The following is a 15,139-nucleotide window of genomic DNA, read 5'->3' as shown; positions in this document are numbered from 1 at the left end:
TTTTGATACTTACCAAAAGGTGCATACTTGTCCTTAGGTTATCAGGCCCGCATCCTGAGTCTCAAGCAGGCAATTGCCTGTTTGGGTACAACGCCAACGAAGGATGCACGACATGACCAGACTGAATGCAAAGACCGCCGTGATCACCGGCGGCGCCACCGGTATCGGGCTCGCTGCGGCAAAGCGTTTTGTCGAGGAGGGGGCCTTTGTCTACCTCTTTGGCCGCCGACAGGAAGCACTCGATGCTGCTGTGGCCGAGCTCGGCCCGAATGCCCGTGCGGTGAAGGGCTCGGTCTCTGAGCCGGCCGACCTTGACCGACTCTACGCAGCGGTGAAGGCTGAGCGCGGCACGCTCGACATCGTCTTCGCCAATGCCGGAGCGGGAAGCCCGCTTGCGCTTGGTCAGATTACGGCCGAGCACATTGATGAAACCTTCGAAACCAACGTGAAGGGCTTGATCTTCACGGTCCAGAAAGCGCTGCCGTTGATGGGGCAGGGCGGTTCGATCATCTTGACCGGATCGAGCGCCGGCACCACCGGCGCGCCGGCTTTCAGCGTCTACAGCGCGAGCAAAGCGGCCGTGCGCAACCTCGCGCGGACATGGGCGCAGGATCTGAAGGGCACAGGGATCCGGGTCAATGTGCTGTCGCCCGGGCCCACAGCGACCGAACTCGCGAAAGCAGCGCTAGGGGAAGAAGGCATGCAGGTCTTCGCTGCGATGAATCCGCTGCAGCGCATGGCCACACCCGCTGAAATCGGCGCCGCCGCCGCGTTTCTCGCGTCGCAGGACAGCAGCTTCATGACCGCCAGTGAGGTCGCCGTCGACGGCGGTTTGGCGCAAATCTGACTCGCTACGCCCGCCGCTCGCTCCACCGATGTGGGGAGCCCGTTGGGCGCGGCAAAACCAAGGAATATGTATGAACTATGCAATTATCGGCTTCGGCAATCTCGGCCAGGCCCTGGCTAAAGCGTTTGCCCGCAGCGGCATCGAAGTTTGCGTTGCAACCACTCGCGATCCTGACAGTTTTGCTCGCGAGGCGGCCGCGATCGGGCCAGGGGTGATTCCTGCAACATTGGCGCAAGCTCTCCAGGCGGACTGGGTCTTTTTGGCCGTGCGTTTTGAGTCTCACCCAGATGTCGCGAAGGCACTGCCGAGCTGGCAAGGCAAGACCGTCATCGATGTGACCAACGCCTACGGCGTACCACCCGAAGCGCTGGGAGGGCAGCCTTCTTCCAAAGTCGTCGCTCAAGCCTTCACCGGGGCCAGACTGGTCAAGGGCTTCAACCATTTGGCTGCCGGCGTCCTGGGTCAAGACCCGGCCATACAGAGCGGCAGGCGCGTCGTGTTCTTGGCGGGCGACGACGAGCAGGGCATGGCGGACGTCGCTGTGCTTGCGCAAAACCTTGGTTTCTCGCCGATCAAGCTTGGCGGGCTATCGGAAGGTGGGCTACTCGTGCAGGCGCGTGGAAATAGCTGGGGGCAGCTGATTTTCAAGGACTTGCTCAAGTTCGACTGAGGCGACCCGGCCTCGTGGGCCAAGGGCCGTCCCAGCCTGAGCGAGGTCGCCTGCGGCCCACCTCGCTCGCTAAGCCAACTGCGTCGCAAACCGGCCCACCGCATCGACCACTTGCTTGGCGCCATCCTGAATTTCAACAATCACCTGGCCTGCCTGTGTAGCCAGTTCAAGACCTTGTTCAGCCTGATTCTTGCTGTTTGCCATCTCCGCGACGGTCTCATCCACCAGCTTCTGGTTTTGCAAGACGACCGAGGCGATTTCTTCCGTGGCCGTGCTGGTGCGTCCAGCCAGTTGGCGAACTTCATCCGCCACCACCGCAAAACCTCGCCCTTGCTCACCTGCGCGAGCCGCTTCAATCGCAGCATTCAACGCCAGAAGATTGGTTTGCTGGGCGATGCTGCTGATCGTCTGGATAATCGAGCTGATCAACAGTGACTGTTTGCCAAGCGCTTCGACTCCCCCGGACGCAGCCTGCATATCAACGGCGATTTTACGCATGGTGTGCATCGTGTCGTTGACCACGACTGCGCCCCTTTGAGCGCTGACATCCGTTTGCTGAGATATTTCAAATGCGGTCTGGGCCGCTCCGCTGACTTCCTCTTCACGGGCGACCTGATCGGTCACCACCGTGGCAAATTTCACCACTTTGCAAAGGTTGCCTTCGGTGTCGTAAACCGGGTTGTAGGTGGCCTCCAACCATACGGTTTGGCCGTGACTGTCTAAACGTTCAAACCGGCCGGCAACAAATTCACCCCGGTTCAACGTTGACCAGAAATCCTTGTAGGCCTGGGACGAAGTTTCCTCTGGTTTACAGAAAATACGGTGATGGCTGCCTTTTGCTTGTGCCAGGCTGTAGCCCATCGCCTGTAGAAACCTGTCATTGGCCGTGAGCACATGCCCGGAAAGATCGAACTCGATCACTGCCGTCGAGCGAAGCAATGCCTCAATGAAAGAGGCGTTTTCCGAGGCTTTTTCTACGCGGGAGGTAATGTTCGTGGCGTAGCACGTGATGTGGCTCAACTGGCCGCTCTCATCCGTGATGGGCTGCCAATGGGCATGAATCCACACTAACGAGCCATCCGCATGCAGGTACCGGTACTCGTCGGTGATGGACTTGCCTGCGGCCACTGCCGCGCGAAAGTTATGAAAGCATGGCAGCTTGGAAACGTACTGCGGCACGATCTCGGCCATGGGACGACCTGTCAGCCGGTCCGGGGTATAGCCCAACGCATTGGCAAAGTTTTCGTTGCAGGCCGTAATTTTGAAGGTGGAATCGATACTTAGCCTCAGCATTTCACGGTTCAAACCATCGCGCAGTTGGCGCAGCTCCGACAGCTCGCTTGCCTGCGCTTCAAGCTGCTTCTTGAACTTGTTGTTGAACATGGGAAACCGCCTCTTGAGTTATACCAATCCTATCGGCCTATCAAGGTGCATATTGAGGCCATCCATGGGGAAAACGGATTCAGATGAACACAGCGTAGTTGAGCAAAATTTTTGTGAAAGTCCGAAATTGCGTAAGCCGATCCCCCGTGTCCTGAGCGTGACGAGAAACAGTTGCCAGACCACTATTGTTTCCAGGGATCATTCCGCGATGACTGCTTGCCAATAGCGTCCAGGCGTAATGCCCGTATAGCGTGTAAAGGCAACACTGAAGGCGCTCACGGAGCTGTAGCCGACCCGTTGCGCGATTTCGGCAATGCTGTCGTCTCGTCTACGCAGCAGGTTTTTGGCCAGGGCCATTCGCCACGTCAGCAGATAGGTCATGGGGGCCATGCCCATCGCTTGTTTGAAGCGCTCGAAGAAGGTGGAGCGGGAGAGGGCCGCTTCTCTGGCCAGTTGCACCACTGTCCATGGCTGGTTCGGGCGCTCATGAATTCGGCGTATTGCCATCGCCAGACGTTCGTCCGCGAGCCCGCGCAACAGGCCGGCGGGTGCGGTTTCGGTGGTGGTAGAGCGCAGGGCTTCGATGAACAGTACTTCAAGCAGGTGTGCCAGGATGACATCCCGCCCCGGGCGCTGCCCACGCGCTTCCTCGGTGAGCAGTTCCACCAGCACGGTCAGTCGGCGTTCGCCGCGAACGTGGATCAGTTGGGGCAGCAGGGTTATAAGTAACTCAGCGTCCGGCGAGCCGAAGGTGCAGTGGCCTACCAGTAATTGAACGTCGGCCGCGATATCGGGTGTACCCACCAGGATGTGCCGCGGCCGTAACTCTACAGGCACTGTATCGGCGTCTTCGGCGGCCAGCGGCTCGACACTCATCATCGTGAAGTCGTAGGCGGCCGGGATCAGCACAAAGTCGCCGGCTTGCAAACTCAGGGGCGGATTCCCGGCCACTGAAAGCCTGCAACCCCCTTCGAGAATCGCGCAGTAAAAGGGTTGCCCGTACACCGAGCGTCGAACGCGCCAAGCGCCGGCACCGGTGACGACCTTGGATAGCGAGGCACCGGGTTGCAGCAGGGTGACGACTTCGGTGAGCGGGTCGAACATCTCGGACTCCTGCGAAAGATTCGCGGACTGGCGATGATATTAAGTCCGACCACGACAGCCTATCGTTGCAGTCCTGTCAATCAACGAATGGAAACTTCCATGAAGACTGTGCTGATTACCGGCTGCTCCTCCGGCTTTGGTCTGGCCACTGCGCAATATTTCCTCGAGCGTGACTGGAAGGTCATCGCGACGATGCGTAACCCGAACGAAAAACTCTTGGAGGCCTCCGAGCATTTGCGCGTGCTGCCCCTGGACGTCACAGACCCCGACAGCATTCAACAGGTTGTAGAGGCTGCCGGCCCCATCGATGTGCTGGTCAACAATGCCGGTATCGGTTTGCTCGGGGCCCTTGAAGGCATCTCGATGCAAGCGATTCGTGGCATTTTTGAAACCAACACCTTTGGCACCATGGCGATGACTCAAGCGGTGCTACCCCAGTTTCGGCGGCGTAAGTCCGGGGTTGTGGTCAATGTCACCTCAAGCGTCACGATGAAGTCGTTACCCCTGCTAAGTGTCTATACCGCCAGCAAGGCTGCGGTGAATGCCTTCACCGAGTCTCTGGCGCTGGAGCTTGAACCGTTCAATGTTCGGATGAGCCTGGTGCTGCCGGGGCGGGCTCCCACGACAGACTTCGGTAAAAATGCGCAACCACGAATGCAAGGAAGCATCCCAGAGGCGTACTCCGATCTGGCGCAGCGGGTGTTTACCGAGTGGTCGCAATCCACTGTCGTCACTGAGGCCCAAGACGTCACCGAAGCGATATGGCGTGCAGCGAACGACCCCACCTCACCGATGCGCATTGTTGCTGGAGCTGATGCCATTGCTCTGGAGCGTTAGCGCAGGCCCTCTGCATAAGATTGAAAAAACCGAGGTGCATGTTCAAGCCCCTGCTGCGGTTAATGGCTTCAAGGTTTGAGGCTCGGGGGATTGCCGCGAGATAGTCATTGTTGCAACCTCATCGTTCATTTTGGTACGGGGGTGAGACATGGACTGGAGTGACCTTGCGATGAGCCTCACCCTGCTGACGTTGTATTCACGCGCAGTCCGGCATCTCGTGGGGATGAAACCGGCAAATGCTGGCGCGCGCGATGCAGAAATCGTTTCAACTGTAGGTAAGGGAACTTGCTGTGATTGCCACCGAACTAACGTAGCTGAATATTTCCGAACAACCGGACGTGCTCGCATTCCGCAAGAGAGATCGCATGCTCGAACATCTAGACCTCAATGCGCTGATAGCCGTCTACGGCTACTGGGTCATTTTTATCGGCTGCCTGCTGGAAGGCGAAACCGTTCTGATCCTCGGTGGAATGGCAGCCCATCAGGGCACCTTGCAAACGCTGCATGTGATCGGTTGGGCCACGCTGGGCGGCCTATTGGGTGATCAGTTGCTGTTCTGGACCGGGCGTTATTCCGGTGAGCGCTTGCTGCCGAAACTCAAGCGACATCGCTCTGCAATCGAACGGGTCGAGGGCCTGATCCATCGCCACCCCATGACGTCTGTATTCGCCGTACGCTTTCTCTACGGAATGCGCCTTGTAGGCCCCATGGTGATAGGCGCAAGCGGTCTGGCCCCCTGGCGTTTCGCGCTGATCAATGTGCTGAGTGCGGCGATCTGGGCAACCCTGTTCGTCGGCGCCGGATATTGGGCCGGCGAGGCGTTACAGCATTTGCTGGGTGATTTGAAGCCGTATCGCCTGCCGATCTTTCTCGGGGTGTTGGCACTCGTCGCCCTCACGGCGGTAGTCCGGCATTGGCGTCGTCGAGCCAAGGCTTCGCAACGCTGAGGCGGAAAATAAATCCGTCCCTTTTTGGGTCGTTAGCGGCAGCTACTGGTACTGAAAGCAGGCTCTCAAGCAGTCAGCTGCTTTTCCATCGGCTGATAGACCAGCCCGGCAAACTCGCCAACGTCCCCCGCCAACGTAAAACCGTAACGTTCATAAGCGGCCACTGAGGACAACGACGCCCTCACCGTCACCACATTGGTCCTGGCCTGCTCCAGCGCCGCGTTCACGAGGCGCCTGCCAACGCCACGGCGCTGCAAGCCCGGTGTAACGAACAGCATCGTCACATGTCGCCCTTCCTTGAGCTCGATCAGCCCGGTCAAGCGTCCCTCTGCGACACAAACCAGCATCAGGTTGTCACCCACCATTCGTTCGGCAAACGCCTGCTGTGCGGCCACCTTGACGAAGGTTTCCACGCCCTGCGCCGACAGCGAGGGCGCAACCGCGAGCATGAACGCCTCCAGGCACAGGGCGTTGGCGCCGGGTAAGTCGTCGTGAGTCATCTCGCGTATCTGCATGGTCGTCGTCCGTGATTTGAGAGTGGTGTTTATAACAGAACGTCCAGACTTGTGGTGCTTGCTTCCGATAGCGGCCTGTCAGTCAGCTTATTTGTGGCTGAAGCCCCGCTATCGGGAGCAAGCCCCCTCCCACAGGGTTATGCGGTGTGCAGGGCGCCAGCGCTTAACAATGCAGGCCACCCATGCATCACAAGTGGAATGAGGGTTGGCTTGCCTGCACACAATTTGTGGGAGGGGGCTTGCTCCCGATGGCGGCCTGTCAGTCAGCATATTTATGACTGATGCCCCGCTATCGGGAGCAAGCCCCCTCCCACAGGGTTATGCGGTGTGCAGGGCGCCAGCGCTTAACAATGCAGGTCACCCATGCGGCACAAGTGGAATGAGGATTGGCTTGCCTGCACACAATTTGTGGGAGGGGGCTTGCTCCCGATGGCGGCCTGTCGGTCAGCATATTTATGACTGATGCCCCACTATCGGGAGCAAGCCCCCTCCCACAGGGTTATGCGGTGTGCAGGGCGTCAGCGCTTAACAATGCAGGTCACTCATGCGGCAGAGGTGGAATGAGGGTTGGCTTGCCTGCACACAATTTGTGGGAGGGGGCTTGCTCCCGATGGCGGCCTGTCAGTCAGCTTATTTATGACTGATGCCCCGCTATCGGGAGCAGTTCCCCCCTCATCTTCGTCACACCACTGCTGCTTCAATCGTTCTGGAACGCCAGGCATACGCCAACACCATCAGCAACCCCAGAGCAGCCATCGCCGCTCCGGCCAGGGAAATCGCCGGATAACCCAGACCCGCGTTGATTACCGCTCCGCCCAACGCCGCGCCAATCGCGTTGCCAAAATTGAAGGCGCCAATGTTCACTGCAGAGGCCAGGTTGGGCGCGTCCTTCGCTGCTTCCATGACGCGCATCTGTAGCGGCGGCACCAGGGCGAAACTGGCGATACCCCATACCAGGATGGCCAGAGCCGCCGGCACTGTCCAACGCATCAGCAGGGTAAACGCCAGCAAGACGAGAATCAGAACGCTGAGCGAGACGATCAAGGTGCGATCTATCGAGCGGTCCGCGGCCTTGCCGCCCCACAGATTGCCCAGCGTCAACCCCACGCCAAAAAGCATCAGCATGGCAGTGATGTAGGCGGTGGAACCATGGGTCTCGCTGCTGAGGATCGGCGCGATGTAGGTGAAGACGGTAAACATTGCGCTGGATCCGACTACGGTCAGGGCCAACGCGCCCAGCACCGGACCACGCCCCAGTACCCGAATTTCGGCCATTACACCGCCGCTTTGCGGCGTCTTCAGGTTAGGCAGGGCGAACCACAACGCGGCCATGGTCACCACGCCGAGGCCGGTGATTCCCCAGAAAGCGGTGCGCCAACCGAACAGTTCACCAAACCAGGTGGCCATCGGCACACCACCGATGGTCGCCAGGGTCAGGCCCATGAACATCGCCGCAACCGCCCCGGCACGTTTCTCCGGGGCGACCACGCTGGCGGCGACGATGGAGCCAACGCCAAAAAATGCACCATGGTTCAGTGAGGTCACCACCCTGGCGACCAGGAGGCTGTAGTAATCGGTGGCCAGCGCTGACATCAGATTACCCAGGGTGAAAATTGCCATGAGCCCGATCAGCAGATAGCGCCGGGGAATCCTGCCGGTGGTCAGGGTCATCAGAGGTGCGCCGAGCAATACGCCCAACGCATAAGCACTGACCAGCAAACCGGCGGCAGGAATGGAAACGCCCAGATCTGCAGCGATACCCGGCAACATGCCCATGGGGGCGAATTCTGTTACGCCGATGCCGAAGGCACCGATGGCGAGCGCGACAAGTGGTGGATTGATATGCATGGAAGGCTCCTTATCTGTGCCGTCAATGCTACGATCCAGTCTTTTTAGGCGGTAGTTGGCATTTTGGGTAATCACCTTTGCGCAGGAGGCACAAGTGGACTTCAACGGTAGGTCAGGTGAAATGAGCGTGTTCACCACCGTGGCGCAGGAAGGCAGCCTGTCGGCCGCCGCGCGTGCACTGGGCCTGACACCCTCGGCAGTCAGTCGGATCATCGCGCGTACCGAGCAACGTCTTGGCACCCGCCTGCTGTTGCGCACCACCCGAGCGATCACCTTCACTGCCGAGGGCGAAGCGTTCCTGCGCGGCGCCCGGCGTATCCTGGCCGACATGGACGAGGTCGAAGAAGCCATCGCCGACCAAGGCGTTCCCAGGGGGCGATTGCGAGTCAGTGCCGCCCTTGGCCATGGACGGCTGGCCATCGTTCCTTTGGTCGCAGCATTCAGCGCCCGTTACCCGAACATTGTCGTCGACCTCACCCTCGGCGACGAAGTGGTCGACATTCTCGGCGGACAGGCCGACGTCGCGGTCCGCTTTGGCCATCTGCCCGACAGCCCGCTGACCGCGCGCAGGATCGGCGACACCGGTCAGGTAGTGGTGGCATCGCCCGAGTATCTGCAGCGCCACGGTATCCCTCAGGAACCGGAGGACCTGCTACAACACAACTGCCTGCGCTTCAACTTCCGGCGCGCTGAACCCAACTGGCCGTTCATCCGCGATGGAAAAGAGTTTTCCCTGAAGGTCAGCGGCAATATCGAATGCAGCAGTGGTGAAGCGCTGGCACAACTCGCGCGAGTCGGTGCCGGTATTGCACGTATCGGTGAGTTCACCGTGAGAGGGGATCTGCAGCGCGGCGAACTGGTTCCGCTGTTGGAAGCCTGGAACCCCGGGGACCAGGAACCGATTCATGCGGTGTTCGTCGGCGGGGCGGCAATGCCGGCGCGGGTGCGATTGTTCGTGGACTTCTTGCTGGAACATCACCGGATGTAAGCGCAGGTCCAAGCTTATATTTTCCGGGTGCTCGTGATGTTGAGTGAACAATCTTGAACTCTGGCATTGATGGGATGGCGTTTATTCTTTGCAGGAATGCAATTCATAAAATTAATGAATTTTTATTATCGCAACACATGACCTATGTTGATTCAAGGACATGGAGAACTCCCTTGAACTCATCATCGCCCAACTCAGTTGAAAAGTTCGATAACACCCGCGCCAACGAGTACGCACGTCAAAGCCGCATCGCACTGGCCGGTTATGACGCCTGTCAGGATCTGGCGGCGTGCATGCTCGCGGCAAGCCTCGGCAGCCGGGACTCGGCAAAAGTCCTGGCAGTCGGTGCGGGCGGTACGGCGCAGGAGATTATCGCGATGGCCAGGCTTGAGCCGGGTTGGCGCTTCACCGCCGTTGACCCCTCCGAATCGATGCTTGAAACCGCGAAGCAGCAGTTGGTCGCCAATGACCTGCTCGAAAGAACCGAACTGGTGCTTGGACACGTTGAAGCACTGGCGCCGGATGAATCTTACGACGCCGCCACCTTGATCGGTGTACTGCATCATCTCGATGGGGACGAGGCCAAGGGACACATCCTGCGAGCCATTCGGGCGCGTCTGAAACCGGGGGCTCCGTTGATTGTGGCGGGCAATCAATATGCCTATGCCAGCCAGCCGTTACTCCTGGCGGCCTGGGGGCAACGCTGGCGGCAGCACGGCGCCAGCCCGGATGAAGTGAAGGTCAAGCTCGGGAAAATTCTTCAAGGCGCTGACCCTCCGCATTCTGAAGCGGCGGTTCAACAGTTGTTGCATGAGGCGGGGTTTGGGGACGCGACGCGTTTTTTCAGCAGCCTGTTCTGGAGCGCTTGGTTGACGTGTAAAACCGGTTGAGCAGGGCGGCGTGAGCCGCGGTACAAACCGGGGACATCGTTTACAGGCTAATACCCATCGCTTAAGCGTAAATCGCCAAATGTAGGAGCGAGCTTGCTCGCGAAGAACGTCAACGATAACGCGTGTCGCCTGAATGAACGCGGCGTCTGTGAGTTTTTCACGAGCAAGCTCGCTCCTACAAAAAGTCATAACGGATTGACGTTAGTCGTTAGGGCGCCTTTTCCATATTAGTTAAGCGGCTCGCCGCGCTCGACCATCGCTCGCCATTGCTGCACGCTTGGGCGCTCCTGCATACGGGCATGCCAGTCGCGCAGGGCAGTGCATTCATCCGGCACCGGCAGCTCAACCAGGGCCGAGAAAATCATCCCGCCCAGCACAGCGATGTCAGCCATGGAAAAACTATCGCCAGCGATAAAGGGTTGATGCTGCAACAGGTTGTCGAAATAGCGCATCCCCCGTACTGCCTTGTCATGCATGCGCATGCCCCATTCGGCGTTCTGGTACAGCTCCACTTCTGGACCAAGCCCCGGTGTCGCATGGTGAAAATACGTACTCACCGCATCGAGAAATTCGATCTCTGCGCGCTTGGTCATCATGTGTATCAGGCCTTTCTCCACGGGAGTGCGACCGGTGAGGGTCGGGTTACCGTCGAGTACGTCCAGGTACTGAGTGATAGCGGTACATTCGGCGATCAGCGTGCCGTCCTGTAACTTCAGTACCGGCAGTGTTCCGGAGTAGTTGATATTCAGGAATTCCGGTTTCTTGTGTTCACCTTTCCACAGATTCACCGAGACGAATTCGGTGTGCGACAAAAGTGATTTTTCTGCCAAGGCGATCCGTACACGGGCCGGGTAGGGGCCGTTATACCAGTCGTAGATTTTCAATGCGGGAGCGGAGAAAGTGCCGTTTTGGGTATCGTTCGTGGTCATGATGTTTTAGCTACCTGTCAGTTGGTAGGTAAAGATTGCGACTGAAATTTGGTCCTGTCAAGCCCTACCTACCAATTGGCAGGTATGCCTCGGACGGGTACAATCCGTCATTGATCGGAGGACAGGGATATGAGCGAAAACGCACGAGAAGCGATTCTGGAGGCTGCGAAAGCGGCAGCACAGACCCATGGTTATAACGGCATCAACTTTCGCAGCATCGGCGAGATAGTGGGGATCAAGAACGCCAGCATCTACTATCACTTTGCGAGCAAAGCCGATCTTGGCGCAGCAGTGGCCGAACGCTACTGGCAAGACACGGCCAAGGTTCTGGAAGGCATCCGAGCGTCCAACCTCGAACCTCAGCGGTGCCTGGAGCTGTATCCGTCGATTTTTCGTACTTCATTGGAAAACGGTAATCGGCTATGCCTCTTCAGCTTCATGGCCGCCGAGTACGAAGACCTGCCGGATGAAGTCAAACAGCAGCTCAAGACATTCGCAGAGGTCAATATCGAGTGGCTCGCACAGGTGCTGGCCCTTGCCGGAACGGCGAGTGAGGACCTTTGTAAAACGCGAGCCCGCGCCATTTATGCCGCCGTTGCCGGTGCGCAGTTGATTGCGCGTAGCCAGGGCGATATTGCGGTGTTCGATGAGTTGATCAGCAACTATCAAGATGCCGGGCTGATGTCGGGGGGGCGGGGTCAGACCCCATTTAACGTCAACGTGGTCTGCCCCTAGTTTCTCGCCCCTAGTGACTTGGCGCCGGCCCCTTGGGTTTGCGCGGGACCAGCGCCGTCGCAATCACACTGCCCATAGGCGTTGGTTTGGGCGCCTGGCGGTGCTCCACGGCCTTGACCGCCCATTCTTCCAGGCGCACGCGGTCGCGTTGGAACACCATCACGTGGGTCGAGCCGCCGAACTCGAAGTGACCGATTTCCGTACCGCGCTTGATCGTGACCGGCCTGGCACCTTCGTCGACGATAAACGCCGGTTCAATGATGCAGGTCGACACCTCCACCATGCCGATGCAGATCAACGCCACGTACCCGCAGGCGGGGTGCTCGAAAATAAAGATCGCGCGTGCCGCCACGTGGCCCAGGTAGGGTTGTGACTCGGTGCCTTCCCAGGTGCCCGGGCCTTCCTTCTGGGCCGGGCGTTGGGCGAAGTAAGTCCCGGGCTGCACCCATGAGCGCACGAGGGTGCCGTCCAGTGGTGCGTTCCAGCGATGGTAGTGGGTGGCCGACAGGAAGCCCTGGTAAAGCTGGCCGCCTTCAAACAGCTTCGCCAACGTGGATTGGCCGGCGAACAGGTCCAGCAGCGAGTAGTTGACGTCCTTGATCCAGAAGTCGCTTTCAAGGGCGATATCGTTCTGATACTCCCACGGCGTGGTCTCGCAGCCGATATTGACTTGTGTCTTGGCATCGCCCTGGAACGGCCGCGCGCCGGGCACGAACTTGCGGATGAAAAACGCATTCCACGAATCGAAGCCGTAGCCGGGTTTTTTCGGGTCGCACTCCATCTGGTCCCATACCCCGGCTTTCCAGGCGGCCTTGGAGATCCAGGAGCCCGGTTTCTCGGGGTTGTTGATGTCAAGTTTGTCCAGCGACTGCGGGCTCTTGAGGTAGGCGTTCCAGGTGTCGAGCACCTGCTTGAACTGCTGGTTGAAGGTGGCGTCATGAAACAGCGCAACGCCGGCTTCGGTGGCCATGGAGATCGCCAGGAAGCCATTCATGGGCGTGCCCACCTGAGCGGTGTCGTTGAAGGACGACGAGGTGCTGACGATCTCGTTGAGGATCTCGAAGAAACTGTCGTAGCCCTCGATCCACACCGCGTCACCATCTTCGGTCTTGATCTGGTCGCGGGTGTGGGGGGGCAGGGTCCTCACGAAGGCGTTGGCCTGCTCGATCATCGACATCACCCACATGCGGTACACGCTGTGGCTGGTCACCCATTGCTTGAAGGCCACCAGCTGCGGCTGCATGGGTGCCAGGGTGCCGGCTTTTTTCATCGCGGCGATATAGTTGCGCAGGGGCACCAGGTAATTGGCGGTCGCCCATACGCGGTTGGGCACCCAGAAGCCCATTTGCACGGGGCCGGCGTTGTCCAGGGTGAGCAGGTTGGAGCCGCTGCCCTCGACGGGCGGTGGGGTTTTACGCGGGAGAGTGGCAGGTGAAGAACGATCAGAGTGCGCCATGGCATTAGTCCTTTAAACATCGCTGCGTGGGGAAGCTCCTCTTGAGCAGTGTTCAGCGTAGCCAGCGCGGGACCGGGGTTTGTAATGGTTGGCTATAACCAGCTGCGGCCCCCGACGAAAATCATCTTCGACACCAGCTCCACAATGTTCTTCACCTCCAGTTTTTTCATCAGCCGTGCCCGGTGCACCTCCACCGTGCGGTGGGAAATCCCCAGGCGCAGGGCGATTTCCTTGGACTTGAGGCCGTTGACGATCAGCATGGCGATTTCCCGCTCCCGTGGCGTGAGATCGCCGGTGCCGGTGTGGGGGCGGTCCAGGCGTTCGAAGTGCCAGATCATCAGCTTGAACGGGTCTTTGGGGGTGAGGGTGTAGCCATGGGACCGGGCCCAGAACACTTCGCCGCTTTTGTGCTGCATGAAGCGTTCATCGGAGTAGAAGCCGTTTTCACTGTCGAGCAACCAGTCATGGCTGCGCTTGCCGATGGCGTGGTAATCGGCCTGGGACGGGTAAATCAGCAGGGTCAACTGGTTGACCAAGGCATCGCGGGTGTAGCCGAACAGCTTCAGGAATGCTTCGTTGCAGTCGACCATCACGCGGTGGCGGGTAACGATCTGTGGCGCGGGCGACAGCTGGAACGCCAGGCGCTCGATATCTTCGAAGAGCGGTTCAAACACAGTCATTGGGCGTCCTGCCTCGTTGTATATCGCTGCGGTTACTACTTATCCATGTAAGTAGTTACACGAATTGGCGAGCGATCCAGGGTGGTTCATTGTAGGGAATGTTTACACCCACACCAGAAGAAATTGAATATGCCTGCTGATTGCGTCTCCATAGTTGCCGCTGGTCATTCGCGTTTTGGTCGCCTGGATGGCACCACCCTTGAGGACCTGATCGTAGAGGTCACCCGCGAAGCCCTGATGGACGCGGCCATTGATGCGGCAGAGATTGACGCGCTGTTTCTCGGCCACTTCAATTCAGGGCTGGTGCCCGACGGCTTTGCCGCCTCGTTGCTGTTGCAGGCCGATCCGGGGCTGCGCTTCAAACCGGCGACCCGTTGCGAAAATGCCTGTGCATCCGGTTCGGCGGCGATCCAGGCCGGGGTCAATGCGATCCTCTCCGGCAGCGCCGAGCTGGTACTGGTGGTGGGCGCCGAGAAGATGACCCATACCTCGACGGCCGCCGTCACCCAGGCCCTGGCCGGTGCCGGTTATCAGAACGACCCGGCCGAAGCCGGCCTGAGTTTCCCGCAATTGTTCGGCCGCGCCGCCCGGCAATACGCCGAGCGCTACCATTGCCCGCTGGGCTCGATGGCCGCCATCGCCACCAAGAACCACACCAATGCCATGGCCAACCCGTTGGCGCAGATGCATCGGGTGATGGATTTCGAGCACTGCAACAATGTGTCCCAAAGCAACCCGTTCGTGGCCGAGTCCCTGCGCCTGACCGATTGCTCGCTGATCAGCGACGGCGCCGCCGCGATTATCCTGGCGTCGCCCAAGCGTGCGCGGGCGTTTCGTCGCGATGTGCAGATCCGTGCGCTGACCCAGGTCAACGACACACTGCCCATCGCCCGGCGCGACATCCTCGCCTTCGAAGGCCCGCAGCGGGCGATTCACTCGGCGTTGCGCGGGGCCAACATCACCCTGGCCGACCTGAGCTTTGCCGAGGTGCACGACTGCTTCACCATCGCTGAACTGCTGATCTACGAAGCCATGGGCCTGGCGCCCAAAGGCGAGGGCCACCGTGTGCTCGACAGCGGCGTAGTGCGCGCGGGCGGGCGGCTGCCGGTGAACCTTTCCGGCGGGCTCAAGGCCAAGGGCCATCCGGTGGGGGCGACCGGCGTATCCATGCATGCCTTGGCGTTTCGACAACTGACCGGCGAGCCGATTGGCCTGGCGGTGCCCAACCCCGAGTTCGGCCTGGTGTTCAACATGGGCGGCATGGCGGTGGCCAACTACGCCTCGGTCCTGCACGCGCGGCGCAGCTGAAC

Annotated in this window: 14 protein-coding genes and 2 pseudogenes; 8 read left to right on the top strand and 8 right to left on the bottom strand. The window is 59.5% G+C overall.

Going from position 1 to position 15,139, the window contains the following annotated elements; translation table 11 throughout:
* Positions 1–112 precede the first annotated feature (112 nt).
* On the top strand, positions 113–847 hold the full coding sequence (locus MJP36_RS19540) for an SDR family NAD(P)-dependent oxidoreductase (protein ID WP_244383800.1): 735 nt from the start codon (positions 113–115) through the stop codon (positions 845–847).
* A 70-nt stretch (positions 848–917) separates the two neighbouring features.
* On the top strand, positions 918–1,517 hold the full coding sequence (locus tag MJP36_RS19535) for an NADPH-dependent F420 reductase (protein ID WP_244383799.1): 600 nt from the start codon (positions 918–920) through the stop codon (positions 1,515–1,517).
* A 69-nt stretch (positions 1,518–1,586) separates the two neighbouring features.
* On the opposite strand, the pseudogene MJP36_RS28195 reads toward MJP36_RS19535, so the two are convergent.
* From MJP36_RS28195 to MJP36_RS19525, 3 genes and pseudogenes are all read right to left on the bottom strand, one after another.
* A pseudogene (locus MJP36_RS28195) lies at positions 1,587–2,021 on the bottom strand (methyl-accepting chemotaxis protein); the annotation flags it as partial.
* A 150-nt stretch (positions 2,022–2,171) separates the two neighbouring features.
* Positions 2,172–2,810, bottom strand: a pseudogene (locus MJP36_RS28190) (PAS domain-containing protein); the annotation flags it as partial.
* A 288-nt stretch (positions 2,811–3,098) separates the two neighbouring features.
* Complete coding sequence (locus tag MJP36_RS19525; protein ID WP_244383798.1) at positions 3,099–4,004, bottom strand: AraC family transcriptional regulator; 906 nt, start codon at positions 4,002–4,004, stop codon at positions 3,099–3,101.
* Between the two features lie 99 nt (positions 4,005–4,103).
* Between MJP36_RS19525 and MJP36_RS19520 the strand changes: the two genes are divergently transcribed.
* Both MJP36_RS19520 and MJP36_RS19515 read left to right on the top strand, forming a co-directional pair.
* Entirely contained in the window at positions 4,104–4,841 is a 738-nt protein-coding gene (locus tag MJP36_RS19520; RefSeq protein WP_244383797.1) for an SDR family oxidoreductase, read from the top strand.
* A 365-nt stretch (positions 4,842–5,206) separates the two neighbouring features.
* Positions 5,207–5,788: a DedA family protein gene (locus tag MJP36_RS19515; protein ID WP_060755381.1), complete on the top strand. Its 582-nt coding sequence runs from the start codon at positions 5,207–5,209 to the stop codon at positions 5,786–5,788.
* A gap of 65 nt (positions 5,789–5,853) precedes the next feature.
* On the opposite strand, the gene MJP36_RS19510 is transcribed toward MJP36_RS19515, so the two are convergent.
* Entirely contained in the window at positions 5,854–6,303 is a 450-nt protein-coding gene (locus MJP36_RS19510) for a GNAT family N-acetyltransferase (protein WP_081087032.1), read from the bottom strand.
* A 681-nt stretch (positions 6,304–6,984) separates the two neighbouring features.
* Positions 6,985–8,151 carry an MFS transporter gene (locus MJP36_RS19505; RefSeq protein ID WP_161550098.1) on the bottom strand — a complete coding sequence of 389 codons (1,167 nt, stop codon included), beginning with the start codon at positions 8,149–8,151 and terminating at the stop codon, positions 6,985–6,987.
* Positions 8,152–8,245: 94 nt separating this feature from the next.
* Between MJP36_RS19505 and MJP36_RS19500 the strand changes: the two genes are divergently transcribed.
* Positions 8,246–9,139 (top strand): LysR family transcriptional regulator, encoded by an 894-nt coding sequence (locus tag MJP36_RS19500; protein ID WP_060755379.1) that lies wholly within the window; start codon positions 8,246–8,248, stop codon positions 9,137–9,139.
* 173 nt (positions 9,140–9,312) lie between these two features.
* The gene (locus tag MJP36_RS19495) at positions 9,313–10,029 is read left to right on the top strand and encodes a class I SAM-dependent methyltransferase (protein ID WP_244385650.1); all 717 of its coding nucleotides are present in this window, start codon (positions 9,313–9,315) and stop codon (positions 10,027–10,029) included.
* 227 nt (positions 10,030–10,256) lie between these two features.
* On the opposite strand, the gene MJP36_RS19490 is transcribed toward MJP36_RS19495, so the two are convergent.
* The gene (locus tag MJP36_RS19490; RefSeq protein WP_244383796.1) at positions 10,257–10,958 is read right to left on the bottom strand and encodes a glutathione S-transferase; all 702 of its coding nucleotides are present in this window, start codon (positions 10,956–10,958) and stop codon (positions 10,257–10,259) included.
* A gap of 129 nt (positions 10,959–11,087) precedes the next feature.
* Here MJP36_RS19490 and MJP36_RS19485 point away from each other — a divergent pair, with 129 nt between their 5' ends.
* Positions 11,088–11,693 carry a TetR/AcrR family transcriptional regulator gene (locus tag MJP36_RS19485; RefSeq protein WP_244383795.1) on the top strand — a complete coding sequence of 202 codons (606 nt, stop codon included), beginning with the start codon at positions 11,088–11,090 and terminating at the stop codon, positions 11,691–11,693.
* 10 nt (positions 11,694–11,703) lie between these two features.
* Here the strand turns inward: MJP36_RS19485 and MJP36_RS19480 are convergent, their stop codons facing one another.
* Together MJP36_RS19480 and MJP36_RS19475 are read right to left on the bottom strand one after the other, a co-directional pair.
* Positions 11,704–13,149 carry a phosphatidylserine decarboxylase family protein gene (locus tag MJP36_RS19480; RefSeq protein ID WP_161550091.1) on the bottom strand — a complete coding sequence of 482 codons (1,446 nt, stop codon included), beginning with the start codon at positions 13,147–13,149 and terminating at the stop codon, positions 11,704–11,706.
* Between the two features lie 92 nt (positions 13,150–13,241).
* Positions 13,242–13,829, bottom strand: a complete 588-nt coding sequence (locus tag MJP36_RS19475; RefSeq protein ID WP_090371786.1) for a LuxR C-terminal-related transcriptional regulator — start codon at positions 13,827–13,829, stop codon at positions 13,242–13,244.
* A gap of 129 nt (positions 13,830–13,958) precedes the next feature.
* On the opposite strand from MJP36_RS19475, the gene MJP36_RS19470 reads away from it, so the two are divergent.
* On the top strand, positions 13,959–15,137 hold the full coding sequence (locus MJP36_RS19470) for an acetyl-CoA acetyltransferase (protein ID WP_060755375.1): 1,179 nt from the start codon (positions 13,959–13,961) through the stop codon (positions 15,135–15,137).
* Positions 15,138–15,139 lie beyond the last annotated feature (2 nt).

Source organism: Pseudomonas palleroniana (genome assembly GCF_022836895.1).
Classification (GTDB): Bacteria; Pseudomonadota; Gammaproteobacteria; order Pseudomonadales; family Pseudomonadaceae; genus Aquipseudomonas; species Aquipseudomonas palleroniana.
This window is presented reverse-complemented; position numbering and strand designations above follow the sequence as displayed.